Annotated in this window: 22 protein-coding genes and 1 riboswitch; of the genes, 14 read left to right on the top strand and 8 right to left on the bottom strand. The window is 66.3% G+C overall.

The features are described from left to right. Window positions 1-7: 7 nt before the first annotated feature. Complete coding sequence (locus BN1263_RS11005; protein WP_005410672.1) at window positions 8-580, top strand: cytochrome b; 573 nt, start codon at window positions 8-10, stop codon at window positions 578-580. Between the two features lie 3 nt (window positions 581-583). After that, window positions 584-1,156, top strand: a complete 573-nt coding sequence (locus BN1263_RS11000; RefSeq protein WP_021202032.1) for a YceI family protein — start codon at window positions 584-586, stop codon at window positions 1,154-1,156. Window positions 1,157-1,227: 71 nt separating this feature from the next. Here BN1263_RS11000 and BN1263_RS10995 read toward each other — a convergent pair whose 3' ends face one another. Next, complete coding sequence (locus tag BN1263_RS10995; RefSeq protein ID WP_058981142.1) at window positions 1,228-1,458, bottom strand: glutaredoxin family protein; 231 nt, start codon at window positions 1,456-1,458, stop codon at window positions 1,228-1,230. 100 nt (window positions 1,459-1,558) lie between these two features. On the opposite strand from BN1263_RS10995, the gene BN1263_RS10990 reads away from it, so the two are divergent. Further along, window positions 1,559-2,941 carry an L-serine ammonia-lyase gene (locus BN1263_RS10990; protein ID WP_021202030.1) on the top strand — a complete coding sequence of 461 codons (1,383 nt, stop codon included), beginning with the start codon at window positions 1,559-1,561 and terminating at the stop codon, window positions 2,939-2,941. A gap of 218 nt (window positions 2,942-3,159) precedes the next feature. Beyond that, window positions 3,160-4,155, top strand: a complete 996-nt coding sequence (locus BN1263_RS10985) for an alpha/beta fold hydrolase (protein ID WP_058981140.1) — start codon at window positions 3,160-3,162, stop codon at window positions 4,153-4,155. A 105-nt stretch (window positions 4,156-4,260) separates the two neighbouring features. Here BN1263_RS10985 and BN1263_RS10980 read toward each other — a convergent pair whose 3' ends face one another. From BN1263_RS10980 to metX, 3 genes are read right to left on the bottom strand one after another with little or no spacing between them, the layout of a single operon-like run. Further along, window positions 4,261-5,328 carry a homoserine dehydrogenase family protein gene (locus BN1263_RS10980; RefSeq protein WP_058981138.1) on the bottom strand — a complete coding sequence of 356 codons (1,068 nt, stop codon included), beginning with the start codon at window positions 5,326-5,328 and terminating at the stop codon, window positions 4,261-4,263. After that, complete coding sequence (locus BN1263_RS10975) at window positions 5,325-6,560, bottom strand: O-succinylhomoserine (thiol)-lyase (protein WP_058981136.1); 1,236 nt, start codon at window positions 6,558-6,560, stop codon at window positions 5,325-5,327. Before BN1263_RS10975 ends, BN1263_RS10980 begins: the two co-directional genes overlap by 4 nt. Beyond that, window positions 6,557-7,588: a homoserine O-succinyltransferase MetX gene (gene metX / locus BN1263_RS10970; RefSeq protein ID WP_058981134.1), complete on the bottom strand. Its 1,032-nt coding sequence runs from the start codon at window positions 7,586-7,588 to the stop codon at window positions 6,557-6,559. The genes BN1263_RS10975 and metX overlap by 4 nt, the downstream gene beginning before the upstream one ends. Before the next feature lie 76 nt (window positions 7,589-7,664). Further along, a riboswitch (SAM riboswitch) is annotated at window positions 7,665-7,783 on the bottom strand. Window positions 7,784-7,930: 147 nt separating this feature from the next. On the opposite strand from metX, the gene BN1263_RS10965 reads away from it, so the two are divergent. The 4 genes from BN1263_RS10965 to BN1263_RS10950 all read left to right on the top strand — a co-directional run bounded on the left by BN1263_RS10965 (window position 7,931) and on the right by BN1263_RS10950 (window position 13,334). After that, on the top strand, window positions 7,931-8,815 hold the full coding sequence (locus BN1263_RS10965; RefSeq protein WP_058981133.1) for a M23 family metallopeptidase: 885 nt from the start codon (window positions 7,931-7,933) through the stop codon (window positions 8,813-8,815). A gap of 66 nt (window positions 8,816-8,881) precedes the next feature. Then, window positions 8,882-10,486, top strand: a complete 1,605-nt coding sequence (locus tag BN1263_RS10960) for a peptide chain release factor 3 (protein ID WP_019660067.1) — start codon at window positions 8,882-8,884, stop codon at window positions 10,484-10,486. Between the two features lie 152 nt (window positions 10,487-10,638). Further along, window positions 10,639-11,277 (top strand): PAQR family membrane homeostasis protein TrhA, encoded by a 639-nt coding sequence (trhA, locus tag BN1263_RS10955; protein ID WP_019660068.1) that lies wholly within the window; start codon window positions 10,639-10,641, stop codon window positions 11,275-11,277. Window positions 11,278-11,360: 83 nt separating this feature from the next. Then, a complete protein-coding gene (locus tag BN1263_RS10950) occupies window positions 11,361-13,334 on the top strand; it encodes an AsmA family protein (RefSeq protein WP_058981132.1) in 1,974 nt (657 codons plus the stop codon). Window positions 13,335-13,836: 502 nt separating this feature from the next. Here BN1263_RS10950 and BN1263_RS10945 read toward each other — a convergent pair. Genes BN1263_RS10945 through mtgA form a run of 3 tightly spaced genes read right to left on the bottom strand, consistent with a single transcriptional unit; the run spans window position 13,837 to window position 16,043 of the window. After that, entirely contained in the window at window positions 13,837-14,268 is a 432-nt protein-coding gene (locus BN1263_RS10945) for a CBS domain-containing protein (protein WP_019660070.1), read from the bottom strand. Next, on the bottom strand, window positions 14,228-15,247 hold the full coding sequence (locus BN1263_RS10940) for a glycosyltransferase family 2 protein (RefSeq protein WP_058981130.1): 1,020 nt from the start codon (window positions 15,245-15,247) through the stop codon (window positions 14,228-14,230). Before BN1263_RS10940 ends, BN1263_RS10945 begins: the two co-directional genes overlap by 41 nt. A 46-nt stretch (window positions 15,248-15,293) precedes the next feature. Then, window positions 15,294-16,043, bottom strand: coding sequence for a monofunctional biosynthetic peptidoglycan transglycosylase (mtgA, locus tag BN1263_RS10935; RefSeq protein WP_058981128.1), 750 nt, complete (start codon window positions 16,041-16,043; stop codon window positions 15,294-15,296). 77 nt (window positions 16,044-16,120) lie between these two features. On the opposite strand from mtgA, the gene hslO reads away from it, so the two are divergent. From hslO to BN1263_RS10920, 3 genes are all read left to right on the top strand, one after another. Beyond that, complete coding sequence (hslO, locus tag BN1263_RS10930; RefSeq protein WP_021204702.1) at window positions 16,121-17,014, top strand: Hsp33 family molecular chaperone HslO; 894 nt, start codon at window positions 16,121-16,123, stop codon at window positions 17,012-17,014. Between the two features lie 116 nt (window positions 17,015-17,130). Beyond that, window positions 17,131-17,979 carry an XOO1806 family protein gene (locus BN1263_RS10925; RefSeq protein WP_058981125.1) on the top strand — a complete coding sequence of 283 codons (849 nt, stop codon included), beginning with the start codon at window positions 17,131-17,133 and terminating at the stop codon, window positions 17,977-17,979. 385 nt (window positions 17,980-18,364) lie between these two features. Then, window positions 18,365-21,127, top strand: coding sequence for a TonB-dependent receptor plug domain-containing protein (locus BN1263_RS10920; RefSeq protein ID WP_058981124.1), 2,763 nt, complete (start codon window positions 18,365-18,367; stop codon window positions 21,125-21,127). Between the two features lie 139 nt (window positions 21,128-21,266). Here BN1263_RS10920 and BN1263_RS10915 read toward each other — a convergent pair whose 3' ends face one another. Next, complete coding sequence (locus BN1263_RS10915; protein WP_058981123.1) at window positions 21,267-21,869, bottom strand: TetR/AcrR family transcriptional regulator; 603 nt, start codon at window positions 21,867-21,869, stop codon at window positions 21,267-21,269. A gap of 142 nt (window positions 21,870-22,011) precedes the next feature. Here BN1263_RS10915 and BN1263_RS10910 point away from each other — a divergent pair, with 142 nt between their 5' ends. From BN1263_RS10910 to BN1263_RS10900, 3 genes are all read left to right on the top strand, one after another. Then, window positions 22,012-22,929 carry an alpha/beta fold hydrolase gene (locus BN1263_RS10910; RefSeq protein ID WP_021204705.1) on the top strand — a complete coding sequence of 306 codons (918 nt, stop codon included), beginning with the start codon at window positions 22,012-22,014 and terminating at the stop codon, window positions 22,927-22,929. Beyond that, window positions 22,926-25,403 carry an acyl-CoA dehydrogenase gene (locus BN1263_RS10905; protein ID WP_021204706.1) on the top strand — a complete coding sequence of 826 codons (2,478 nt, stop codon included), beginning with the start codon at window positions 22,926-22,928 and terminating at the stop codon, window positions 25,401-25,403. Before BN1263_RS10910 ends, BN1263_RS10905 begins: the two co-directional genes overlap by 4 nt. Before the next feature lie 75 nt (window positions 25,404-25,478). Continuing rightward, window positions 25,479-25,946 (top strand): hotdog fold domain-containing protein, encoded by a 468-nt coding sequence (locus BN1263_RS10900; protein ID WP_019660078.1) that lies wholly within the window; start codon window positions 25,479-25,481, stop codon window positions 25,944-25,946. Window positions 25,947-26,344 lie beyond the last annotated feature (398 nt).

The following is a 26,344-nucleotide window of genomic DNA, read 5'->3' as shown; positions in this document are numbered from 1 at the left end:
ACCTTTCATGACCGCCAAGAACACCCCCGCCGCCTGGGGGAGTGTCAGCCAGATCCTGCATTGGTTGATCGCACTGCTGATCCTCGCCCTGGGCGTGGTCGGCCTGACCATGGGCGAGCTGCCCAAGACCCCCAAGTATTTCTGGGTCTATACCGCACACAAGTCGATCGGCATCACGGTGCTGGCGCTGGTGCTGTTCCGCCTGGGCTGGCGCCTGTATGCCGGTGCGCCGAAGCCGGTGCCGGGCGTGCCCAGCTGGCAGGAACGCATCGCCAGCGCCACCCACGTGCTGCTGTACGTGCTGATGTTCGCCATCCCCCTGTCGGGCTGGCTGTACGACTCGGCCAGCGGCCTGCGCCCGTTCCGCTGGTTCGGCCTGGTGGATGTGCCCAAGCTGAGCGGACCCGACCCGCAGGTTGTCGCGGTGTCACATGCCATCCACGAATACGGCTTCTGGCTCTTGATCGCGGTGGTACTGGCCCATGCCGGTGCCGCCTTCTACCACCACCTGTTCCAGCGCGATGCGACCCTGTCCCGCATGTTGCCGCGCGGCTGGCTTGCCTCCCCTCAGAAGGACTGACCGATGAACCTGAAACTGACCACTCCGGCCGCCGTGGCCGCCGCCCTGGCCGGCATGCTGGCTACCGCCCCGGCGCTCGCTGCCGACTATGCGCAGGCCCCCGGCGCCGGCTCGATCCTGGTGTTCGCGACCAAGTACGACGGCGAGGTGTTCACCGGCAGCTTCCCGGGCTTCGCCACCAAGCTCAGCTTCGACCCGGCCAATCCGGCCGCCGGCTCGCTGGACGTGGTGATCCCGCTGGCCGGTGCCAAGAGTGGCAACAGCGACCGCGACTCGACCCTGCAGGGTGCCGACTTCTTCAACGTCGGCAAGTTCGCCACTGCGCGCTACACCGCCAAAGGCTTCCGCGCGGTCGGCAACGACCAGTTCGCCGCCGATGGCACCCTCGAGCTGCGTGGCGTCAGCAAGCCGGTCACCCTCACCTTCACCTGGAAGCCGGGCACCCAGCCGGTGCTGACCGGCAAGGCCACGGTCAAGCGCCTGGACTTCGGCGTCGGCGGTGGTGACTGGGCCGATACCAAGACCATCCCGGATGAGACCGCGATCAGCACGATCGTGAAGTTCGACGCGAAATAACACGCCTCCGGTAGTGCCGGCCGCTGGCCGGCATCACCGGGAACAGAGGGGTTGCCGGCCAGCGGCCGGCACTACCGATCGACGGCCAGCCAGGCCTGCACCGTGGCCGCGTCGAACGGCCAGTCCAGCTCGCGGTCATCGCGCTCGTCGCGGAGCACCGGCACCCGCGCGCCGTAGCGCGATTCCAGCGCCGGCTGGTCATCCAGGAACACCGATTCGAACTCCGGCGCCCGCGCCTTGGCCAGTTCGGCCAGGGCCATGTCGCACAGGTGGCAATCGTCACGCTGGAACAGAGTCAACACCGGTTTTGCTCCCTCTGCCGAAATGCTGCGCCGCAGCCATGGAAGTGCGGCGTGAGCCGCTAGAATAGCGGTCTCTTCCGGTACCCGCAGTACGGCATCCATGGCTGTCAGCACGTTCGACGTTTTCAAGATCGGCATTGGCCCGAGTTCCTCGCACACCGTCGGGCCGATGAAGGCCGCCGAGCGATTCATCCATCGCTGGCTGCTCGATCCGGGCCGCCTGCCCGAGGTCGCGCGCATCCGCGCCGATGTCTATGGCTCGCTGGCGCTGACCGGCCGGGGCCACGGCACCGACAAGGCGATCCTGCTCGGCCTGGAAGGCCAGCGCCCGAACCTGATCGACCCGGACATCATTCCGGCTACGCTCGAGCGCATCCGCAGCAGCAAGCGCATCCAGCTGATGGGCCAGCACGAGATCGCTTTCGACGAGAAGCGCGACCTGGGCATGAACAAGCGCCAGAAGCTGCCGTACCACACCAACGGCATGCGCTTCACCGCCTACAACGCCGAGGACGAAGTAATCGCTACCCGCGATTACTACTCCGTCGGCGGCGGCTTCGTGGTCAACCAGGACGACGCGGCCGACGACCGGATCGTGCCCGATGAGACCCCGTTGCCCTACCCGTTCAAGAGCGGCGACGAGCTGCTGGCGCAGACCGCACGCAGCGGCCTGAGCATTGCCCAGCTGATGTTCGAGAACGAGAAGTGCTGGCGCAGCGAAGACGAGATTCGTGCCCAGCTGCGCGAGATCTGGAGCGCAATGCAGTCTTGCGTGGCGCGCGGTATCCGCGAGGAAGGCGTGCTGCCGGGTGGCCTGAAGGTGGGCCGTCGTGCGCCGGCGCTGTACCGCGAGCTGTCGTCGAAGCCGGAAGCGGCAATGCGCGACCCGCTGACCACGCTGGACTGGGTCAATCTGTACGCGCTGGCGGTGAACGAAGAAAATGCCGCCGGTGGCCGTGTGGTAACCGCGCCGACCAACGGTGCCGCCGGCGTGCTGCCGGCGGTGCTGCATTACTTCGACCGTTTCTGCCCCGGCGCCAATGAGCAGCGCGTATTCGACTTCCTGCTGACCTCGGCAGCGATCGGCATCCTGTACAAGGAAAACGCCTCGATCTCCGGCGCCGAAGTGGGTTGCCAGGGCGAAGTGGGCGTGGCCTGCTCGATGGCGGCCGGTGGCCTGGTCGCGGCGCTGGGTGGCAACCCGAGCCAGATCGAGAATGCCGCGGAAATCGGCATGGAACACAACCTCGGCCTGACCTGCGACCCGATTGGCGGCCTGGTGCAGATCCCCTGCATCGAACGCAACGCGATGGGTGCGGTGAAGGCGATCAATGCCTCGCGCATGGCGATGCGCGGCGACGGCAAGCACAAGGTGTCGCTGGACAAGGTGATCAAGACCATGCGCGATACCGGCCGCGACATGCAGGACAAGTACAAGGAAACCAGCCGCGGTGGCCTGGCGGTGAACGTCATCGAGTGTTGAGGTCGACCGGGCCCGGCGCGATGGCGCCGGGCCGCAGGTAGAGTCGACCGTTGGTCGACTATCGCGCGCAGCGCGGGATTTTCGCTCGTTGTGGGGAAGGTAGTCGACTAACAGTCGACTCTACCCAGTAGACTCTACCCCGTTGTCCCTGGCCGGTCGGACGACACCATCACTGCGTTGCGGTTAGGCTCGGGGTTCCCCCTGGCGAGGACTGCCCCATGCGCGTGATCGCTACCGCCCTGCTTGCCTGCCTTCCGCTGTCCGCCCTCGCCGCGCCCAGCTATGGGCCGCGCCTGGAGGGCTTCGACTACGGCTATCCGGTGAAGACCTTCGCGCTGGAATCGCAGCGACAGCCGCTGGAAATGGCCTACATCGACATAGCCCCGAAGAAGGCGCCCATCGGCGTGGTGGTGCTGCTGCATGGCAAGAATTTCTGCGCGGCCACCTGGAAGGAATCGATCAAGCCCCTGGTTGCCGCCGGCTACCGGGTGATCGCCCCGGACCAGGTGGGTTTCTGCAAATCCAGCAAGCCCGAGCGCTACCAGTACAGCTTCGCGCAGCTGGCCGCCAACACCCATGCGTTGCTGCAGCAACTGCAGCTGGGTGATGTGCCGGTGCACCTGGTCGGTCATTCGATGGGTGGCATGCTGGCAGTGCGCTACGCGCTGATGTACCCGCAGGACCTGCGCAGCCTGTCGCTGGTCAACCCGATCGGGCTGGAGGACTGGAAGGCGCTGGGCGTGCCGTGGCGCAGCGTGGACGCGTGGTACGCCGGCGAAATGAACATCAGCTATGACAGCATCCGCCGCTACCAGCTGGACGTGTACTACGACGGCAAATGGAAGCCGGCCTACGAGCCGTGGGCGCGGATGCAGTCAGGCATGTATGAAGGGCCGGGCAAGCAGGCCGTTGCATGGAGCCAGGCGCTGGCCTCGGACATGGTGTTCAACCAGCCGGTGGTGTACGAGCTGAAGAACCTGCAGGTACCCACCACGTTGTTCATCGGCCAGAAGGACCGCACCGCGATCGGCCGCGACCTGGCGCCGCCGACGGTGAAGGCGACGCTGGGCAACTATCCGGCTCTCGGCAGAGCGGCAGCCGCGGCGATTCCGGGCGCGACGCTGATCGAGTTCGCCGAACTGGGCCATTCGCCGCAGGTGCAGGACGCGAAGCAGTTCAACGCGGCGTTGCTGAAGGCATTGAAGGCGCATTGAACGGCAGCCCTCCCCTGTAGAGTCGCGCCATGCTCGGCTTATCCGGCAAGAGGGATCTCGCCAGTAGCAGCCGAGCATGGGCTCGGCTCTACAGAAGCAGTGCGATCAGCCGACGATCCGCAACACATCATCCAGCAGCGCGGCCGCGGTCACTTCCGCACCCGCGCCCGGCCCCTGGATCAACAGCGGCTGCCGGCGATAGCGATCACTATGGATGGCGACGCGGTTGTCGGTGCCCGCGCCCTGCGCCAAGGGATGGTCGGCCGGAAGCTCACGCAGGCCCACCTGTGCACCCTCGGCATCAACACGGCCAACGAAACGCAGCACACGACCATTGTCGCGCGCCTGCTGCCAGCGTGCCCGCAAAGGCGCATCCAGCTGCTCCAATGCCGCCACTGCATCCTCCAGCGGCAACGCCGCCAGCGCTTCAGGCACCAGTGAATCCACCTGCACCTGCGAGGCGTCCAGCGCCAGCCCGCTGCTGCGGGCCAGGATCAGCAGCTTGCGCCGCACGTCCTCGCCGGACAGGTCAAGTCGCGGATCCGGCTCGGTGTAGCCGGCCGCCAGCGCCTCGCGCACCGCCGCCGAGAACGGCGACTTGCCGTCATAGCGATGGAACAGCCACGCCAGCGAACCGGACAGCACGCCCTCGATGGCATGGATGTGATCACCACCGGCCAGCAGCGCACGCAGGCTGCTCAACAGCGGCAGGCCGGCGCCGACGGTAGCGCTGTCGCCGTAGCGCGCACCCGTGTCTGCGCAACGCTCGGCAATGGCCTGCGCGCGTGCCAGCTGCGCACCACGCCCCAGCTTGTTGGCGGTGACCACGTGCACGCCGCGCGCCAGCCACTGTACGTGGCGCGCGGCTACGTCTTCGCTGGCGGTGGCGTCGACCACCACGTCGCCACGCTCCAGTCCTTCGGCACTCGCCCACGGTGGCGAACTCTGGCCATCGCGCGGTGCACGCCGTGCCAGTTCCAGCGGCACCGCCAGGTCACGATCGATCTCCAACGCAGTGCGTGAATTGGCCAGCCACTGCACGCTGGGCAGTTCCAGCCCACGTGCCTGCAACGCCTGGTAGCGCTGTACGAAGGCCGAGCCGACCGTGCCGGTGCCAAGCAGCGCCAGTCGTCCCACGCCCAGCGCCGGAATTTCAGCAGCGAGTGCGCTCATGCATCCACCACCTGTTTGCGGCGTGCGGCCGCATCGATCACGACTTCGGCGCGCTGCAGCGCGGCACCGAGATCGGCCAGCAGGTCGCGCTCGGCCTCGATGCCGACCGACAGGCGCAGCAGCCCTTCGCTGATGCCAGCGGCGGCACGTGCTTCTGCGGTCATCGCCGCATGGGTCATGGTCGCCGGATGCGCGATCAGGCTTTCGACGCCGCCCAGCGATTCGGCCAGGGTGAAGCAGCGCAGGCCATCCACGAATGCGCGCACTGCCGCGTGCGGATCTTCACCAGCGCAGTGCGCAAGCTCGAACGACAGCATCGCACCGAAGCCATTCTGCTGGCGTGCGGCGACGGCATGGCCGGGATGTTCGGCCAGGCCCGGGTAGTACACCGCGCCGACCGCCGGATGCTGGTCCAGCAGGGCAACGATCGACGCCGTGTTTTCCTGGTGCACGCGCAGGCGCGCATCCAGCGTGCGCAGGCCGCGCAGGGTCAGGAAGGCATCGAACGGTGAACCCGTCAGGCCCAGCGCGTTGCCCCACCACACCAGCTGCTCATGCAGTGCCGGATCGCGCGCGACCACCGCACCGCCGACCACATCGCTGTGGCCGTTGATGTACTTGGTGGTGGAATGCAGCACCAGGTCTGCACCAAACGACAGCGGCTGCTGCAGCGCCGGCGACAGGAAGGTATTGTCGACCACCACGAGTGCACCGGCCTTGTGCGCGGCATCGATGACGAAGCGCAGGTCGGTGATGCGCAGCAGCGGGTTGGACGGCGTTTCCACCAGCACCAGCTTCGGCTGGGTGGCCAGCGCCTGTGCCAGCGCTCGCGGATCGGTCAGGTCGGCGGTGACCAGTTCGAAGTGGCCCTTCTTCGCCAGCGCATTGAACAGCCGCCAGCTGCCACCGTAGGCATCGTGCGGCACGACCAGGGTATCGCCCGGCTGCAGCAGCGCATTCAGCACCAGGTTGATCGCCCCCATTCCGGTCGCCGTGATGACGCCACCGGCGCCGCCCTCCAGTTCCGCCAGCGCCTCGCCCAGCAGGTCGCGGGTCGGGTTGCCACTGCGCGTGTAGTCGTACTGGCGCTTGTTGCCGAAACCTTCAAAGCTGAAGTTCGACGACAGCACGATCGGCGGCGTGACCGCGCCATGCGCAGTGTCCCGATCGATGCCGGCACGGACAGCGGCAGTGGTGCGGCTACAGGACGGCTCGTTGGCGTGCAGGCTCATGCGGACTCTCCAGAAGTACGGAAGGCGGTGGCGAGGATCGCGTCAATGCGATCGGTTTCTTTGAGGAAGGCGTCGTGGCCATAGGGCGAGCGCAGAACGCGCAGGCTGCCGCGCGGGCCCAGCCCTTCGACCAGGCCGACCAGGTCGGCCAGCGGCACCAGGCGGTCGCCCTCCACGGCCACCACCACGGTCGGCGGCAGGATCGCGGCCGGGTCGACGCGGTGCAGATCGATCGATTCGGATAGGCGCAGGTAAGCGGTCACCGGCGTGCGCGCGACGTACTGCGCGCCGGCCGCGTCGAGGTAGTCTTCGGCGGCCACGCGCACGCGGCCATTGATGACCTCCGGGGCAGCGTCGAAGCGCTCGCCGAATTCTTCCGGGGTGCGGTAGCTGAGCATGGCGAACTGCCGGGCCAGGGCCAGGCCATGGTCTTCGCCGCACTGCAGCTGGCCGAGGGCGACGGCGCGGCGCTGCAGCGCGCGCCAGGCGGCGGCATACGGATGCGGGCGGTGCGCGCCGCTGGCCAGCACCAGCTGGCGCACGCGGGCGCGGTGGCGGATCGCGAACTGCTGGCCGACCAGCGCACCATACGAATAGCCGACGAAGGCCTTCAGCGCGCGGATGCCGAGATGGTCCAGCAGCAGAGCCAGCGCATCAGCCTGGTCGGCGGTATCGATCGGCACATCCAGCGCACCGTCGGCACCGATGAAGTCGAAGGCCAGCACGCGCAGTTGCTGCGGATCCAGCGCGCGGCCGCTACCCACAAGCGCTTCGGCCCAGCCCTTCTCGCTGAACTGTGCGTTGGACGCCACGTGGCGATGGGCGGAAATGCCACCGGCCAGCACCACCACCGGCGCGTTGGCCGGGCCGACCCACTCATAGCGCAGGCGCACCGGGCTGGGGCCTGCATGACGCATCGACAGCACCGCGGCGAACTCACCGCGCTCGGCGTGCACGCGGTCTGCGACCGGCACGCTGACGGGGACAAAGGGTTCGGGGCGAATGGCGGTACTGGCAGCGAAGCTCATGGCGGGATCCGGTTGGGGAATCGGCCATCGAGCCTTCGCGGGCCCGCGTTCGAGATGCACGTGGGGTGCATGGTTCGAACCATCTTTCGGTGGACGCCACGGTCCCCGCAGGATTTGGCACCTACGCAGACGCTTGCGCGCCTGCGGGCTGCCCCGGCTTCAAAGGGCCTGTCCCTCTGCCGGTCTCGATGGTGGAGTCACGATGCCAGCCCTTTCCGGCACTGTCAATCCCTTCATGCGGATAAAGCGATAGATATTTTCAGGGTCACTCTGCGAGGGCCGTCCCGGTCGCCCCGTTCAGGATCGGGTACAGTCCCGGCGGTCCTCTCGCTGGAAACGCCGATGCCGCGTCTGCCCCTGTCCTGCCTGCTGTTGCCTCTGCTGGCGAGCGCGACCGCACACGCCGGCGACTGGCGCCAGGGCTGGGGACTGGCTCCCCCTTCCGCCCGTGCCACCCGCACAGGCAGTGCCGAGGGCGCCGCCCCCATGGCCCAGTTGCGCCTGCAGCCGGTCGGTACGCAATGGCAGGCGCGGATCGACAACGGGCTGGCAGGGCCGCTGCAGATCCAGCTGCGCGCCGCCCCCGGACACCCGGTCGAAGGCCTCCCGGTCGAGTCGCTGATCCAGGGCGACAGCAGCCTGGTGGTCGGCCACCTGCCCGCCCCGATCGATGGCCGCATGCTGGATCTGCGACTGCAGTCGGTGCCGGGCAACCCGGCCGCACAGGCCGAAGATGTCGCCTATCGCCTGCCGTTCGATGCGGCCCGCCTGCGTGTGGACCAAGCGCCGCAGGGGCGATTCAGCCATGACGACGAGGAGAACCGCGACGCGGTCGACTTCGCACTGCCGGAGGGCACCCTGGTGCTGGCCGCGCGCGAGGGCACGGTGATGCAGATCCAGGATGGCTTCCGTGGCAATGGCCAGGACCGCGAGCGCGATGGTGCCCGTGCCAATTTCATCCGCGTGCTGCACAGCGACGGCAGCATGGCCCTGTACGGCCACCTCCAGGACGGCGGCATGCGCGTGCGCCGCGGCCAGGCGGTGGGAGCCGGGCAACCGATCGGCCTGTCCGGCAACAGCGGCTACAGCACTGCGCCGCACCTGCACTTCGTGGTGCAGGTCAACCGCGGCATGGGCCTGCGCTCGGTGCCGGTGCGCATCTTCGCCGAGCAGGGACAGCTGCAGTTCGCCCGCCAGGGCGAAGCAGACGGCGGTACCGGGCGCTGACCGGCCCCGGCCGGTATAATCGGGCGCTTATCTCTTTGAATAGCGCCCCGGGCGGGCGCCACTGCCATGTCCGAAGTCGCCAACGAAGCGTCGCGTCGCCGCACCTTCGCCATCATTTCCCACCCTGACGCCGGCAAGACCACGCTGACCGAAAAGCTGCTGCTGTTCGGAGGCGCGATCCAGATGGCCGGTTCGGTCAAGGGCCGCAAGGCCGCCCGCCACGCCACCTCCGACTGGATGGCACTGGAAAAGGAGCGCGGCATCTCGGTCACCTCCTCGGTGATGCAGTTCCCGTACGAAGGCAAGATCGTCAACCTGCTCGACACCCCCGGCCACGCCGACTTCGGCGAGGACACCTACCGCGTGCTGACTGCGGTGGACTCGGCGCTGATGGTGATCGACGTGGCCAAGGGCGTGGAAGAGCGCACCATCAAGCTGATGGAAGTCTGCCGACTGCGCGACACCCCGATCATGACCTTCATCAACAAGCTCGACCGCGAGGGCAAGGACCCGATCGAGCTGCTGGATGAAGTGGAAACCGTGCTGGGCATCCAGTGCGCCCCGGTCACCTGGCCCATCGGCATGGGCCAGCGCCTGAAGGGCGTGGTGCACCTGCTGACCGGCGAAGTGCACCTGTATGAGCCGGGCCGCAACTTCACCCGCCAGGACTCCACCATCTTCCCGTCCATCGACGCCCCCGGCCTGGCCGAGAAGATCGGTGCACAGATGCTGGCCGACCTGCGCGACGAGCTGGAACTGGTGCAGGGCGCCAGCCACCCGTTCGACCTGGACGCCTACCGCGCCGGCAAGCAGACCCCGGTGTTCTTCGGCTCGGGCGTGAACAACTTCGGCGTGCAGCCGCTGCTGGACTTCTTCGTCGAGCACGCGCCATCGCCGCAGGCGCGCTCCACCACCGGCCGCCAGATCGCACCGGAAGAGAACAAGCTGACCGGCTTTGTGTTCAAGATCCAGGCCAACATGGACCCGCAGCACCGTGACCGCGTGGCCTTCATGCGGGTCTGCTCGGGCCGTTTCAGCGCCGGCATGAAGACCTTCCACGTGCGCACCGGCAAGGAAATGAAGCTGGCCAACGCGTTGACCTTCATGGCCAGCGATCGCGAGATCGCGGCCGAGGCGTGGCCGGGCGATGTGATCGGCATCCACAACCACGGCACCATCTCCATCGGCGATACCTTCACCGAAGGCGAAGCGGTCACCTTCACCGGCATTCCCAACTTCGCCCCGGAACTGTTCCGTCGCGCACGCCTGCGCGATCCGCTCAAGCTCAAGCAGCTGCAGAAGGGCCTGGCCCAGCTGTCCGAGGAAGGCGCAACCCAGTTCTTCCGCCCCCTCACCAGCAACGACCTGATCCTGGGTGCGGTGGGTGTGCTGCAGTTCGACGTGGCCGCCTACCGCCTGAAGGACGAGTACGGCGTGGAAGCCACCTTCGAGCCGGTCAGTGTGACCACCGCGCGCTGGGTCCACTGCAGCAACGAGAAGAAGCTGGAAGAATTCCGCGAGAAGAACGCGCTGAACCTGGCCCTGGATGCGGCCGGGCACCTTGTCTACCTGGCGCCGACCCGGGTCAACCTGCAGCTGGCGCAGGAACGCTCGCCGGACGTGCGCTTCTCGGCCACCCGCGAAGCGGCGCATACCGTTTCGGTGGGCTGATGCCACGGAGGCGGATCCGCGCCTGGTAGATCCACGCCATGCGTGGATAGGCGCGGATTCATCCCCCATACGGTGACGGGCGTGCACATGGCGGCCATCGCGGCGATGATAGGGGGACGCGGGTCCCCTCCCCGCGAACAACGCCCATGCCCATGTCCACGACGTCCATTGCTTCGATCCGTGAAGAAATCGCCAGCGCCCTGACCCATGGCCTGGGCGCGGTATTCGCCCTGGCCGCCAGTGCGGTGTTGATCACCCTGGCTGCGATCTACGGCGACGGCTGGCAGCTGGCCAGCGCGATCGTATTCGGTATCGCGCTGCTGCTTCTGTACACCGCCTCCACCCTGTATCACGCCATCCAGCATCCGGTCGCCAAGGGCCGGCTGAAGGTGTTCGACCACTGCGCGATCTACGTGCTGATCGCGGGCACCTATACCCCGTTCACCCTGATCGGCCTGCGCGGTCCGTGGGGCTGGGGCCTGTTCACTGCGATCTGGGCGCTGGCGCTGGCGGGTGTGGTGTTCAAGCTGTTCTACACCGGCCGCTTCAAGGTGCTCTCCACGGTGATCTACATCGCCATGGGCTGGCTGGTAATCGTGGCGATCAAGCCGATGTGGGCCTCGATCGACGGTGGCACCCTCGCCTGGCTGTTTGCCGGCGGCCTGTCGTACACGCTGGGCACCTATTTCTACCACCGTGAATCGATCCCGTACTCGCATGCGATCTGGCACCTGTTCGTGATCGGCGGCAGTGTCTGCCACTTTGTCGCGGTCACCATGCAGGTGTTGTAAACGACCGCTCGAACGCAGCGCGTGCACGCCATGCACATGGACGCTTCGCGCCCTGTCCACGAAGAGGGGGCAACCATGGCAGCGTGAATGCTGCCGCCTCCCCTGCTGCAAAGCGCACACACCGCTGGCGCCTCCGCCGTCCCGGCCCACGTGGCCGGCGCTGGCTGACGATCCTGGTCTTCATGCTGGCGGCAGTACTGGTGCTGTTCGCGTTGTGGGACTGGAACTGGTTCAAGGGGCCCGTGGAGCGTGCGGTGCAGGCACGCACCGGCCGCGCACTGCACATCGGGAACCTGGATGTCGACCTCGGCCGCACCAGCACGATCCGCGCCGATGCCATCACCTTCGCCAATGCCAGCTGGGCAAAACAGCCCGCCATGGCCACGGCGGACCGCGTCGAGATCGATGTGCGGGTGTGGCCCCTGCTGCGCGGCAGCGTGCAGCTGCCCGAAGTACGCCTGACCCGGCCGGATGTGCTGCTGGAAACCGCACCGCGCAAGGGAGACCCGGGCAACTGGGATTTCCTCGGCGGCAGCACCGGCGGGGCAAGCCCCCAACTCAAGCGGCTGCGCATCGACGACGGTCGCCTGCAGTTCCTCGACCCGCTGGGCCGCACCGACATCCTCGTGGACGTGCGCAGCGGCCAACCGAAGCAGGCCGACGCTGCGCCACCGCTGCTGGTGCAGGGTAAAGGCCGCTGGCAGGGCAATCCGTTCACGCTGCGCGGCGGCACTGAATCCCCCCTGGAACTGACCGACAGCGACCACCCGTTCCGCATCCATCTCGATGGCCGGGCCGGCGCCACTCACGCAGTCGCCAGTGGCACGCTGACCAACCCCTTCCAGCTGCGCGTGTTCGACCTGCAGTTCGCGCTCAGCGGCCAGGACCTGGCCGATCTCTATCCTCTGCTCGGCATCGCCATCCCGCCCTCACCGCCCTATGCGTTGAACGGACGCCTCAAACGCGACCACGGCGTCTGGCGTTACGACAGCTTCGCTGGCAAGGTCGGCGACAGCGACCTGGGGGGCAACCTGCAGTTCGAGGTGGGACGCGATCGTCCACGGCTGACCGCCACGCTGCAATCCAGGCGCCTGGACTTTGATGACCTTGCCGGCTTCGTCGGCGCCCCGCCAAAAACCGGCGGCGGCGAAACGGCCAACGCAGAGCAGAAGGCCGAGGCCGCACGGATTGCCGCCCGTGCGCGGGTGCTGCCCGACACGCCCTACAACCTGGGCAAGCTGCGCGCCATGGATGCGGACGTGCGCTGGAAGGCCCACCGCATCAACGCCCCTTCGTTGCCGCTGGACGACATGGATGCGCACCTGTTGCTGAATGACGGCGTGCTGCGGTTGGACCCGCTGAACTTCGGCGTCGCCGGCGGCGACATCCGCAGTACGATCCGCATGGACGCGCGCCGTCCGCAGATCAGCACCGCGCTGAAGGCCAGCGTGCGCGGCGTGCAGCTGGGCCAGTTGTTCCCCGACGCCAAGCTGGCTGAACAGGCCAAGGGTGGCATCGGCGGCGAGGTGGACCTGAGCGGCCACGGCAACTCGGTCGCCGCAATGCTCGGCAGCAGCAGTGGCAAGGTCGGCCTGGCGATGGGCCGCGGCCATGTCGGCAACCTGGTAATGGAACTGGCGGGGCTGGACATCACCGAATCGCTGAAATTCCTGGTGACCGGCGACAAGCAGATCCCCCTGCGCTGCGCCTTCGCCGACTTCGGCGTGCGCGACGGCCTGATGACCAGCCAGGCGATGGCGGTGGACACCACCGACACGATCCTCATCGGCGAAGGCACGGTGAGCCTGCGCGACGAGACCCTGGACCTGCTGCTGAAGCCACGCCCGAAGGACAGGAGCATTCTGGTACTTCGTTCTCCGCTGCACATCAGTGGCACCTTCAAGGACCCGTCATTCCGGCCCGACTTCAAGGCGTTGGGTATTCGTGGCGCCGTGGCCCTGGCGCTGGGCAGCATCGCGCCGCCGGCGGCGTTGCTGGCGACGATCGAACTGGGGCCGGGGAAGGATGCCGACTGCGGTGGGCAGTATGCGAAGTAGGTTTACAGCGTTGTTCGCGGCGCCTCTTTTTCCCGCGCGTAGAGCCAGAGCAAGGCGACAGGCAGGACACGCCGTAAATACGTCCCTGTAGGCTCGGTCGGCGCATCCATGCGCCTCACGGTCCTGCCTGCCGCCGTGCTCCGGCTCCCGACAGTTTCCTGCGCGCGCGGAACGAGAGCGGAAATTCAAATTCAATGAAAAAGCAAAGTCAAAAGCTGCTGCCAACCAAGGTTGGCAGCTACCAAAGGCGAGGCACCGCGCACGTAAACACCGCGCTCACAGAAATGTATCCAGAGGCGGAGGGTGCGGCTGGGCAGGACCGTTGGCGCCATGGATGGCGCCACCGAGCCCCCATGGATGGGTTTACGGCGTGTCCTGCCCAGCCGCACCCTCCGCCTCCCAACGTATCAGGAAGGCGCTGCTTTGGCTTTGGCTTTGGCTTTGGCTGTGGCTCTGGCTTCAAAAAGCGGGCCGGCGGGCCGCAGGCCCGCCAGCGACACCCTCACCCGGCGACGATGTACTGCTGCAGCTGGTCCAGCTCGCGCCGCTGCGCATCAATCACCGACTTCACCAGGTCGCCGATCGAGATCACCCCCAGCACCTGCGCGCCTTCCACCACCGGCAGGTGGCGGATGCGGTAGTCGGTCACCAGCTGCAGGCAGTGCTCCACCTGCTCGCCCGGCGAGACCGTCACCACCTGTGCGGTCATGATCTCGGCCACCGCCGTATCACGTGAGGAACGATCACGCAGCACGATCTTGCGCGCGTAATCGCGCTCGGAAAGAATGCCGACCAGCCGCGGCCCCTCCATCACCAGCACCGCACCAATACCCTTTTCCGCCATCAGCCGGATCGCATCGATCACCGCCGCCTCCGGCGCGACCGCATGCACTTCAGGAGACTTGCCGTCCAACAGTTGCCGTACCGTGGTCATCTGCCTGCCCTCCAAGGGTGGGTTGCAGGGCAGAGTCTGCCACGGCGGATGCTAGCCACGTGTCAACCAGGTACAACGGCCGCTGCTTGGACTCTTCGTACAGCCGCCCCAGGTACTCACCGATCAGGCCCAGCGCGATCAGCTGCACCCCGCCCAGGAACAGGATCACCGCCATCATCGTCGGCCAGCCCGCCACCCGGTCGCCATACAGCGCCGCCTTGATGATCACCCACACACCGAATACGAAGGCCACCGCCGCCGTTGCCAGCCCCAGGTAGGTCGCCGCCCGCAACGGCACGGTGGAGAAGCCGGTAATGCCCTCCAGCGCGAAGTTCCACAGCCGCCACAGGCTGAACTTGCTGGTGCCGGCCACGCGCGCATGGCGGTGATAGGGGACCGCGATCCGCTTGAAACCCACCCAACTGAAGAGCCCCTTCATGAAGCGGTGGCGCTCACGCATCTCGCGCAGCGCGCTCAGCGCACGCGGCGACAGCAGGCGGAAATCACCGGTATCGGCCGGGATCGGCGTGCGTGACAGACGACCGATCACCCGGTAGAACATCGCCGCCGTGGCGCGCTTGATCCAGGCCTCGCCGTCGCGGGCCATGCGCGTGCCATACACGTTGTCATGGCCCTCACGCCAGCGCGCGACGAACTGCGGCACCAGTTCCGGCGGATCCTGGCCGTCGGCGTCGAGGATCATCGCCGCGCCTTCGCGCACCAGGTCCAGCCCGGCGGTCAGCGCTGCCTCCTTGCCAAAGTTGCGCGAAAGCCGCAGCGCCGAAATACGCGCATCGCCCTGGGCCAGCCCGGCGATCACCTCCCAGGTGTCGTCGTGGCTGCCGTCGTCCACATAGAGGATGTGGCCGTCGAGTTCGGGCATGCCGTCGAGCACCGCGCACAACCGCGGATGCAGCAACGGCAATGCCAGGGCCTCGTTGTAGGCGGCGATGACGAAAGTAAGCCGTTCGCGGGTCATGCCCGGATTGTACGTTGCCGCCGCCCGCAGATCAGGCAGCGCGCGCTCACTCTTCCGAAAGGTACGCGGCCCCACCCAGCTGCCGTGCCTGGCGCTGGATCCAGGCCGCACGCCGCTGCACGTACGGCCCTGGCTTTGCCGCGTTGTAGCGCCGCGGCGCCGGCAACACCGCCGCCAGCCGCGCGCTCTCGGCCGGGCTCAACCGCGCCGCATCCTTGCCCCAGAATGTCTGTGCCGCTGCCTGCGCGCCATATACACCATCGCCGAACTCGGCAATGTTGGCGTACATCTCAAGGATGCGTTCCTTCGGCCACAGTGCTTCGATCAGCATCGTGTACCAGACTTCCAGGCCCTTGCGGATCCAGCTGCGGCCCTGCCAGAGGAACAGGTTCTTGGCTACCTGCTGGCTGATCGTGCTGGCCCCCCGCAGGCGCCCGCCCTTGGCGTTGTGGTCGCGGGCCTTCTCGATGGCCTGCAGGTCGAAGCCATTGTGGACGGGGAAGCGCTGGTCTTCGGCCGCCACCAGCGAGATCGGCAGGCTCGGCGCCATCTGGTCCAGGTCGCGCCACTGGTAATGCAGTCGATACGACCAGTCAGCCTCTCCCAAAGCCTCGCCATAGCGCCACAGCATGACCGTGGATACCGGCGGGTCGATGAACCGCAGCACCAGCACCTGCAGGCAGCTGAAGGCCGCCAGCAACACCGGCAGCCACAGCAGCCGTTTCCAGCGCCAGCGCCTGCGGCGCGGGAGGTCCGCGGCCGCCTCCACCTTGTGCTGCTCTCCCCCTGCCCCCATTACTGGTGCATCCTTCTTCTATCTGGTTGTCGGCGCATTATCCGGCAACCGCCCCCGTTTACGCGCGATGTGAGCCGATGACCGCCAACCCCGATTCCCTGATCCGCTTCCTGCTGCCCGACGCTGGCGTCCGTGGCGTCCACGTGCGCCTGCAGGCCACCTGGCAGGAAATCCTGTCCCACGCCGCGTACCCGGACACCGCTGCCGAACTGCTCGGCGAGGCCTGTGTTGCCTCGGCGCTGTTCACTGGCCATACCAAGATCGATGGGCGCCTGTCGATCCAGCTGCGTAGCAGCACCGCCCTGCGCACCCTGTTCGCCGAATGCACCGCCGCCGGTACCCTGCGCGGCATCGCCCAGCTCAGCGAGGGGGCCGATGCGCCGCGCGACCTGTCCAGCCTGGGTGATGACGCCCTTCTCGCGATCACCATCGAAAACCCGGGCCTGGACCCGCGCGAGCCGCAGCGCTACCAGAGCCTGGTCGCACTGACCGCACCGGAGCTGGACGAGGCCTTCGAGGACTACTTCCGCCAGTCCGAGCAGCTGCCGACGCGCCTGCTGCTGGCCGCCGACCGCAATGGCGCCGCCGGCCTGCTGCTGCAGAAGCTGCCAGGCGATGAGGGTGACGAGGACGGCTGGGCGCGTGCCAGCGCCCTGTTCGAGACCCTGGGCAAGGCCGAACTGCTGGCCACCCCGGCCGAGCAGCTGCTGCACCGCCTGTTCCACGAGGAGAAGCCGGAACTGATGGGCGACAAGCCGCTGTCCTTCGCCTGCTCCTGTTCCCGCGAGCGGGTCGCATCGATGCTGCAGTCGCTGGGCGAGGACGAGGCCCGTGCTGCGGCCGCGGACACCGGCGCCGTCGAGGTCCGTTGCGAATTCTGCGGGCGGGAGTATCACTTTCCTTTGACGGAGTTCGGCATACTGTTCCACGGTGCCGAGGGGACTGTACCGGCGCCCGAACGGCTTCAGTGAACAGCTTGTCTTGCATCTGGGGGGATCAAGGCTTGTTAAGAATTCATAAACACCCTACGATCAAGTTCCCGTCTCTACGGGAACTTCCGTTGTCCGTCCTTGTCTGAACTGGTCCGATGCGTACCTTCCTGCGTCTACCGCTGGCCCTGCTGATCGCCCTTGGCGCGGTCACGGGCGCGCACGCACAGAGCAAGGACACCCGGACCGTGCTGCCGGTATGGAACAAGGGCAGCGGCAAGGTCGAGGCATTGCTGTACCTGGAGCCCACCGGTGAACAGGCTGCCGGCGCCCGCTGGCACTTCGGCCGCAACTCGCTGGATGCGGCCTTCGGCCTGTCCTCCGGCGATTCGCTGGGCCTGCTCTGCAACAGCAGCAGCGGGACCAGCATGAGCGGCCTGGCCAGTCACTGCATGCTGGCCAGCCTGGGTGACGATGACGACCTCAACAGCCGCCGCTTCACCGGGACTGCCGCGCTGAACCGCGGCAGCGGCCGCCTCGGCATCACCGCGGGCACGGGCCGTGAAACCTTGCCGGCGTGGCTGTCCGGCCCGAACAAGACACCCTCGCTGCGCGCCGAGCAGAACGATCTGACCGTGTTCGCGCAGAAGAACATCGGCCGCGAGGGTTTTGTCTCGATTGCCGGTACCTACGCCAAGGCGCGGCTGGTACCGTTGGCCGACGCAGCGCCGTCCATCGCCGACCGCTGGGACAGCAAAAGCCTGAGCATCGGCGCCGGGTACGGCAATTTCACCGGCAGCATCATCGGCCGCGTGATCGACGTGCCGGGCAAGCCTGGCAAGTGGGAAGGCCTGGGCATCGGCCTGACCTGGCGCACCCCGTGGTCCGGCCAGCTGACCGTTGGCGCCGAGAACGTGATCAGCCGGGGCAAGAATCCGTTCTCCCCGCGCAATGAAAGCAATGACGACGGCACCGTGCCGTACGTGCGTTACGAACAGGATCTTTGACCCGGCCCACGTGGGTCTTCACTGCAATGACTTCTTCCGGGCGCCGAAAGGCGCCCGTTGCATGCGCGCGCTCGTGATACACGCAGCGCGCTTTTCGGCGTACTGGATACCGCGCAACGCATGCCGACACACTGCGATACACATCAACGAGAACTTTTTTCGTCACTTTGCTCTAACAAACGAGACATCGTCAGCGCACGTGCACTTCAACCCTTTGATTTCCAGTGTGAAATTTCATTTTTACTAAAATCACAGGCTTGATTAACGCAGCTTTAATTCTTGGCCAACGCCCGCTACTATCGGTTCAGCCCTCGCGATTTGGGAGCGCTTTTCGCTCCCCCGCCGGGCATTAACCCAGCCAAGATTTCTTGGAGAGAGAGAGCCAATGAATTTCCAGTCCAACAAGCTGCGCGACGCCGTTCTGGTCGCGCTCGTTGCCGGTGTGGCGTCCACAGCCACCGCCCAGGCTCAGGAAGCGACCAACCTTGACCGCATCTCGGTCACCGGTTCGCGCATCAAGAGCACCGACATCGAAACCTCGCAGCCGGTCCTGAGCCTGACCCGCGCCGACATCGAAAAGCAGGGCGTGACCTCGGTCGCCGACATCCTGCAGCGCGTCGCCGCCAACGGCGCCGCGCTGAACCGTACGTTTAACAACGGCGGTGATGGCTCGGCCGGCATCAGCCTGCGCAACCTGGGTTCTGCGCGTACCCTGGTGCTGGTCAATGGCCGTCGCTGGACCACCGGTCTGGATGGCAGCGTCGACCTGAACACCATCCCGACCGCGATGATCGAGCGTATCGACGTCCTCAAGGACGGCGCGTCGACCATCTACGGTTCGGACGCGATCGCCGGCGTGGTGAACATCATCACCAAGCAGAACTTCGATGGCGCGGAAGCCAACTTCTACAAGGGCCAGTACAGCGCTGGTGACGGCGAACGCGAAGCAGCCGACTTCACCATCGGCACCACCACCGATCGCGCGTCGCTGATGCTGGGTGTCTCCTACGTGAAGGAAGACAAGGTCATGGCTGGTGATCGCAAGATCTCCGCCGGCGGCCCTCCGTTCTTCGACGGCCAGAGCAGCACCGGCATGCCGGGTTCCTACCTGCGCAATGACGAGCGCTATGTCCTGATCAACGGCGTGGAAACGCCGTTCAATGCCAACGTCCACGGCTACAACACCGCACCGGACAACTACCTGCTGACCCCGCAGGAGCGCACCTCGCTGTTCGCATCGGGCTCGTACAACATCACCGACAACGTCACCTTCCGCACCGAGGCGATGTACAACGAGCGCAAGTCCGAACAGCTGCTGGCCGCCATGCCCGTCACCGGCATGCGCCTGAGCAAGGACAGCATGTACAACCCGACCGGTGAGGACCTGACCGGCGTCAACCGTCGCTTCAACGAGAGTGGCGGCCGTTCGTTCAACCAGAACGTCAAGAACTGGCACTTCTACGGTGGCTTCGAAGGCTTCTTCGAGTTCGCCGATCGCAACTTTGACTGGGACGTCGGCTACCGCTACGACAAGACTGACCAGAACGACCTGACCTATGGCCTGTTCAACCTGGCCAACCTGCGCAACGCCTATGGTCCGTCCGAGCTTCGTGGTGGCGTGCCCGTGTGCGTTACCGCTCCGGGTGGCGACATCATCCAGGGTTGCGTGCCGGTCAATGCGCTGGGCCCGGAAGGCTCGATCAGCCAGGGTGCCATCGACTACACCTCGTTCACCGCCCACGACTCTTCCAACCTGGTGTCCAAGGGCTACTACGCCAACATCTCCGGTGAAATCGCCCAGCTGCCGGCAGGTGCCCTGGCGTTCGCCGCAGGCTACGAGTACCGCAAGGAATCCGGCCAGTTCGATCCGGACGCCTTCATTGCTGCGGGCCTGAGCACCGGCAACGGCGCCAAGCCGACCAAGGGCAGCTATGATCTGGACGAGTTCTTCCTGGAACTGTCGATCCCTGTCCTGGCCGATCTGCCGGGCGCCAAGCTGCTGGACTTCAGCGCGGCAACCCGCTACTCGAAGTACAGCAACTTCGGCAACACTACCAACAACAAGTTCGGCTTCCGCTGGAAGCCGATCGACGACCTGATGATCCGCGGCAACTACTCGGAAGGCTTCCGCGCGCCGAGCATCAGCAACCTGTTCGCAGGTGATGGCGATTCGTTCGAAACCTACGCCGATCCGTGCGCGGCCGCCAATGGCCCGACCGGTGCAGTGCTGGCGCAGTGTATTGCCCAGGGTGTTCCGGCTGGCTTCGTGCAGCCCAATACCCGCGACGATGATGGCGTGCCGCAGTCCGGTGCCGCCCAGACCGCCGAGCCGTTCACCTGGAAGTCCAACCCGAACCTGAAGCCGGAAACCTCGACCAGCAAGACGCTGGGTCTGGTGTGGAGCCCGAGCTTCGTGACCGGCCTGAACGTCACCCTGGACTGGTGGCAGATCAAGATCGATGATGCCATCACCCGTCCGGCAATCCAGGACATCATGAACTACTGCTACGGCGGCTCGCCGGCTGAGCAGGCAGCCTACTGCGGCCTGATCACCCGTGACCCGACCTACGGCACTGCCGCCGAGCGCTACACCATCACCAACGTCGACATGCCGCTGCAGAACCTGGCGTCGTACAAGGTGGAAGGCTGGGATCTGGGCATCCTGTATCGCCTGCCGGAAACCTCGATCGGCCAGTTCACCATTACCCTCGACAGCACCTACCTGAGCAAGTGGGAAACCAAGGCCACCGAAGACTCGCAGGTCGAAGGTCGCCAGGGACGTTACCTCGATCAGGATCCGTACTGGCGCATCCGTTCCAACCTGTACGTCGACTGGTCCTATGGTGATTTCGGCGTCAACTACGGCCTGCGTTACAAGTCGGGGATGACCGAGTCCTGCCTGCTGGGTGGTTCGCTGCGCAACTACTGCTCGGATCCCGAGAACCGCGAGAACCACATGGGCGCGACCACCTACCACGACATCCAGTTCCGTTACAACACGCCGTGGAAGGGCACCATCATGGTCGGCCTGAACAACGTGTGGGACAAGGATCCGCCGGTCTCGTACTCGACCTCGTACAACATGTTCGACCCGCAGTACGACCTGCCGGGCCGCTACATGTACATGCAGTACAAGCAGAAGTTCTGATCGATCCACTGATCGGCTGATGCAGCAACGGCCCCGCAAGGGGCCGTTGTTTTTTTGTGCATTCCAGGTTGCGGCAGCACCCAACGAAAAAGGCCGCGGCAATTGCCGCGGCCTTCTGCACTCAACGAAGCAACAACGCTCAACCGTTCGGAATCAGCGTCTCGATCAGGTGCTCCACATAGGCTTCGAAATCCTCGCGCGCCTGCTTCGGCTGCTGCAGCTGCAACGACAACTGCAGGAAGCCGACATAGGCGGCGTAGGCCAGGCGTGCGCGATGGCGTGCATCGGTCGAGCTGAGCCCTGCCTGGCGGAACGAGGCAACCAGATAGTCGAGGCGACGCTGCGAAACCCGGTCGATCACCGGCCGCACCATCGGATGGTCCAGCGCCTTCAGCAGCTCGCTGTAGATGATGTGCGGCTGCACTTCATGCGCCACCATCTGGAACAGCTGGCGCAGGCGCACGCGCGGATCCGGTACGTCTTCCAGGCTGCCGAACACCTGTTCCTGTTCGAACAGTTCCCAGCGCTCCAGCGCCGCCTGCAGCAATGCATCGCGCGAAGGGAAATGCCAGTAGAAACTGCCCTTGGTCACGCCGAGTCGCCGCGCCAGCGGTTCCACCGCAACGGCGCCTACGCCTTGTTCAGCAATCAGGTCGAGGGCCGCCTGGGCCCAGTCTTCGGCACTCAGGCGGCTGTTGCGGGCGGCGCGCGGTTCGCCGGCGGAAGCGTCAGGTTGATTCATGGACTGATTTAACCATACGCCGGGGTTCGTTGCAGTACGCCGTTGCAGGCGAAACCGTCAAAGCCCTCCCCCCTGGAGCCTACCGCAACGCACCATACGATGCAGTATTGACTTCCCCCGCAAGCAATCCATACTAGCAAGTATGGTTATGTCCCCTACTCCCGCTGCGTTCCATGACCTGCGCCTGGAGGCCGCCCATGGCGCCCGCCTCGCGGCCACGGCCAGCGAGCACGGTCGTCGTGGTCGCGTGCTGTTCGCGCACGGCTTCGGCCAGACCCGCCACGCCTGGAACGCCACCGCACGCGCCCTGTCTGCGGCCGGCCTGCAGACGCTCGCTTACGACGCGCGCGGCCATGGCGATTCGGACTGGAATGCCACCGACCTGCCCTATCACGGCGAACAGTTCGCTGATGACCTGATCGTGCTGGCCGGTGAACAGCCGCGTGCGCCGGTGCTCGTTGCAGCGTCGATGGGCGGGCTGTTCGGCCTGCTGGCTGAGTCGCGCTGGCCCGGCCTGTTCTCGGCGATGGTACTGGTCGACATCACGCCGCGCTGGGATATCGCCGGCGTCGAACGCATCCTCGCCTTCATGACCGCCCATCCCGACGGCTTTGCCTCGCTGGCCCAGGCCGCCGATGTGATCTCGGCCTACATGCCTCACCGCCCGCGCAAATCCGAGCAGTCGCTGCGTGCCTTGCTACGCGAAGACGGACACGGCCGCTGGCGCTGGCATTGGGACCCGCGCCTGGTGGCCGAACTGGCCCGCGACAGCGAGCAGCACCAGGACGCACTGGCCGAGGCCGCGCGCCAGGTGAAGTGCCCGCTGCTGCTGGTCAGCGGCGGCCGCAGCGATCTGGTCACGCCGCAGACCGTGGCCGAATTCCTGGCGTTGGCGCCGCACGCGCGCCATGTGCAGCTGCCGCAGGCCACGCATATGGTCGCAGGCGATGACAACGACGCCTTTACCGCTACTGTGTTGGACTATCTGGACGTGTTGCCCGCAGCGGATGCTGCGGCTTCGTCCGCCACAAACGAGCACGTCACCGGAGCACGCTCATGAGCATCGTTCTTCCCTTCCTCGCCCTGCTGCTGGCAGGCGCGTTCGTCGCCTACCACCGCATGCGGCTGGTTACCTGGACGCTGATCAGCGTGGCCCTGCTGGTCGCCTGCTGGTTCATCCCCTACGTCAACCAGACCGCCACGATCGTGGCGGCCGCCGTGTTGGCCGTCATCGCCGTGCCGCTGCTGCTGCCGTTCATCCGCAAGCCGCTGCTGACCGGCCCGATGATGAAGGTGTTCCGCAAGGTGCTGCCGCCGCTGTCGCAGACCGAGCGCATCGCGCTGGAAACCGGTTCGGTCGGATTCGAGGGCGAACTGTTCACCGGTGATCCGGACTGGAACATCCTGCTCAACTACCCCAAGCCGCAGCTGACTGCCGAAGAACAGGCCTTCCTTGATGGCCCCGTCGAAGAGTTGTGCGCGATGGTCAACGACTGGGAAATCACCCACGTCCATGCCGACCTGCCGCCGGAGCTGTGGGCCTTCATCAAGAAGAACAAGTTCTTCGGCATGATCATCCCGAAGGAATATGGCGGCCTGGGCTTCTCCGCGCTGGCCCACCACAAGGTGATCCAGAAGCTGGCCTCGGTGTCCTCGGTGGTCAGCTCCACCGTCGGCGTACCCAACTCGCTGGGCCCGGGTGAACTGCTGGTGCATTACGGCACCCAGGAACAGAAGGACCAGTACCTGCCGCGCCTGGCCGATGGCCGTGAAGTGCCCTGCTTCGGCCTGACCGGTCCGTTCGCCGGTTCCGACGCCACCTCGATTCCCGATTACGGCATCGTCTGCAAGGGCGAGTGGAACGGCGAGCAGGTGCTCGGCGTCAAGCTGACCTTCGACAAGCGCTACATCACCCTGGCACCGGTCGCCTCGCTGATCGGCCTGGCCTTCCGGATGTACGATCCCGATGGCCTGATCGGCGATACCCGCGATATCGGCATCACCCTGGGCCTGCTGCCGCGCGACACAGCCGGCGTGGAGATCGGTCGTCGCCACTTCCCGCTGAACTCGACCTTCCAGAACGGTCCGATCCGGGGCAAGGATGTGTTCATCCCGCTGACCCAGCTGATCGGTGGCGCGGCCATGGCCGGCAAGGGCTGGAACATGCTCAACGAGTGCCTGGCCGTAGGCCGCTCGATCACCCTGCCGTCCACCGCCAGCGGTGGTGCCAAGGCCGGTGCGGCCGTCACCGGCGCCTATGCACGCATCCGCAAGCAGTTCGGCCTGTCGGTCGGCCGCTTCGAGGGCGTCGAGGAGGCGCTGGCCCGCATCGGTGGCAAGGCCTACAAGATCAGCGCACTGTCGCAGGCCACCGCCGCGGCGGTCGACCGCGGTGACGTGCCGTCGGTGCCGTCGGCCATCGCCAAGTATCACTGCACCACCATGAGCCGCGAAGTGATCTCGGACATGATGGACGTGATCGGCGGCAAGGGCATCATCCTGGGGCCGCGCAACTTCGCCGGCCGCAGCTGGCAGGCCGCGCCGATCGCGATCACCGTGGAAGGCGCCAACATCATGACCCGCAGCCTGCTGATCTTCGGCCAGGGTGCGATCCTCTGCCACCCATGGGTGCTGAAGGAGATGAAGGCGGCGCAGGATCCGGACACCCGTGCCGGCCTGCAGGAGTTCGACCGCAGCCTGTTCGGCCACATCCGCTACGGCATCTCCAACGCCGTGCGTTCGTTCTGGTTCGGCCTGACCGGCGCGCGCTTCGGCGCCGCTCCGGGTGACGCCTACACCCGCCGCTACTTCCGCAAGCTGGACCGTTACTCGGCCAACCTGGCCCTGATGGCCGACATCTCGATGATGACCCTCGGCGGCAAGCTGAAGTTCAAGGAATCGCTGTCCGGCCGCCTGGGCGACGTGCTGAGCCACGTCTACATGACCAGCGCCATGCTCAAGCGCTACCACGACGAAGGCGCACCGCAGGCCGACCAGCCGCTGCTGGCCTGGGCCTTCCATGACAGCGTGCACAAGATCGAAGAATCGCTGTCGGCCGCACTGCGCAACTTCCCGATCCGTCCGATCGGCTGGCTGATGTGGGCACTGATCTTCCCGCTGGGCCGTCGTGCCGAGGCGCCGGGCGATCGCCTGAGCCGCCGTGTCGCCGCCCTGCTGATGGCGCCGAACGAAGCCCGCGACCGCCTGGCCAGTGGCGTGTTCCTGACCCCGTGCGAGAACAACCCGGGTGGCCGCATCAACAGCTACCTGAGCAAGGCGATCATGGCCGAGCCGGTGGAGCGCAAGTTCCTCAAGGCGCTGAAGAGCAAGGGCATCGAAGCGCTGGATTTCAAGAGCCAGCTGGACGAGGCCGTGGCCGAGGGCGTGATCACCCAGGACGAGCGCAGCCTGCTGGAAGAGCTGCGTACGCTGACCCTGGACACGATCACCGTGGACGACTTCGACACCCATGAACTGCGCGCGGCCAGCTACTACGACCGCCAGCACAAGGACCCGCATTCGCAGGCGGCCTGATCGCCCGCGACACGCGTTGCCTTCGACGGCGGGCCTGGGCCCGCCGTCGCTTTATCCGCCGAACGGGATTCCACCATGTCCACGCCCCTGCTCTCGCTCTACAACCGCCTGCAGCGCTGGCCTGCTGGCAACTGGCTTTTCTCGCGCGCGGTGTGTTTCAAGGCGCCCTACTTCGCCAGCATCGCGCCGTGCATTACCCGCCTGGAACACGGCCGCTGCGAAGGGACGCTGGCCGACCGCCGCAGGGTACGCAACCACATCGGCACGGTGCATGCGATCGCGATGTGCAACCTGGCCGAACTGACCGCCGGGTTGATGGTCGATGCATCGCTGCCGAAGGGCATGCGCTGGATCCCGAAGGGGATGCAGGTGCAGTACCTGGCCAAGGCACGAGGCACGCTGCAGGCGGTGGCGCTGCCGGCACAGCCGATTGTCGTCGCGGCCGAGGGCTATGCGCTGCCGGTGACGGTCAGCGTGCGCGACCGGGCGGGGACGGAAGTGTTCAGCGCGGTCATCGACATGTGGATGTCGCCGGCGAAGTAAGTACCCGCGAACGGCGCAGCCCTCGTGGGTGGACGCGGGATGCGGTTTATCGGTTGGGCCGGAGGGGCGGGGCCAGGCGGGGACGCCGCAAGTACGTCCCTGTAGGCTTAGCCGCGCCATCCATGGCGCGGATACCCCGCCCGGCCCCACCCCTCCGGCCTCGGACGGATCTCTGCGGCATCCACCCACGCAGGAAAAAAGAAGAGCAAAAGCAAAAGCGGCCACCGGCCGCTTTTTTTCATGCGCACAGAACCCACGAGCACAGCGACCCGCTGTTGCTCTTGATCTTCTTTTTTCTTCTCCGTGGGCTGGCCGGGCCCTGAAACTGTCAGGGGCCGGGCGGGTTGGGTTCGCGGGGGTGTCCGCGGCATGGATGCCGCGGCCAAGCCTACAGGGAC

Source organism: Stenotrophomonas thermophila, assembly GCF_001499715.1.
Taxonomy (GTDB): domain Bacteria; phylum Pseudomonadota; class Gammaproteobacteria; order Xanthomonadales; family Xanthomonadaceae; genus Stenotrophomonas; species Stenotrophomonas hibiscicola.
This window is presented reverse-complemented; position numbering and strand designations above follow the sequence as displayed.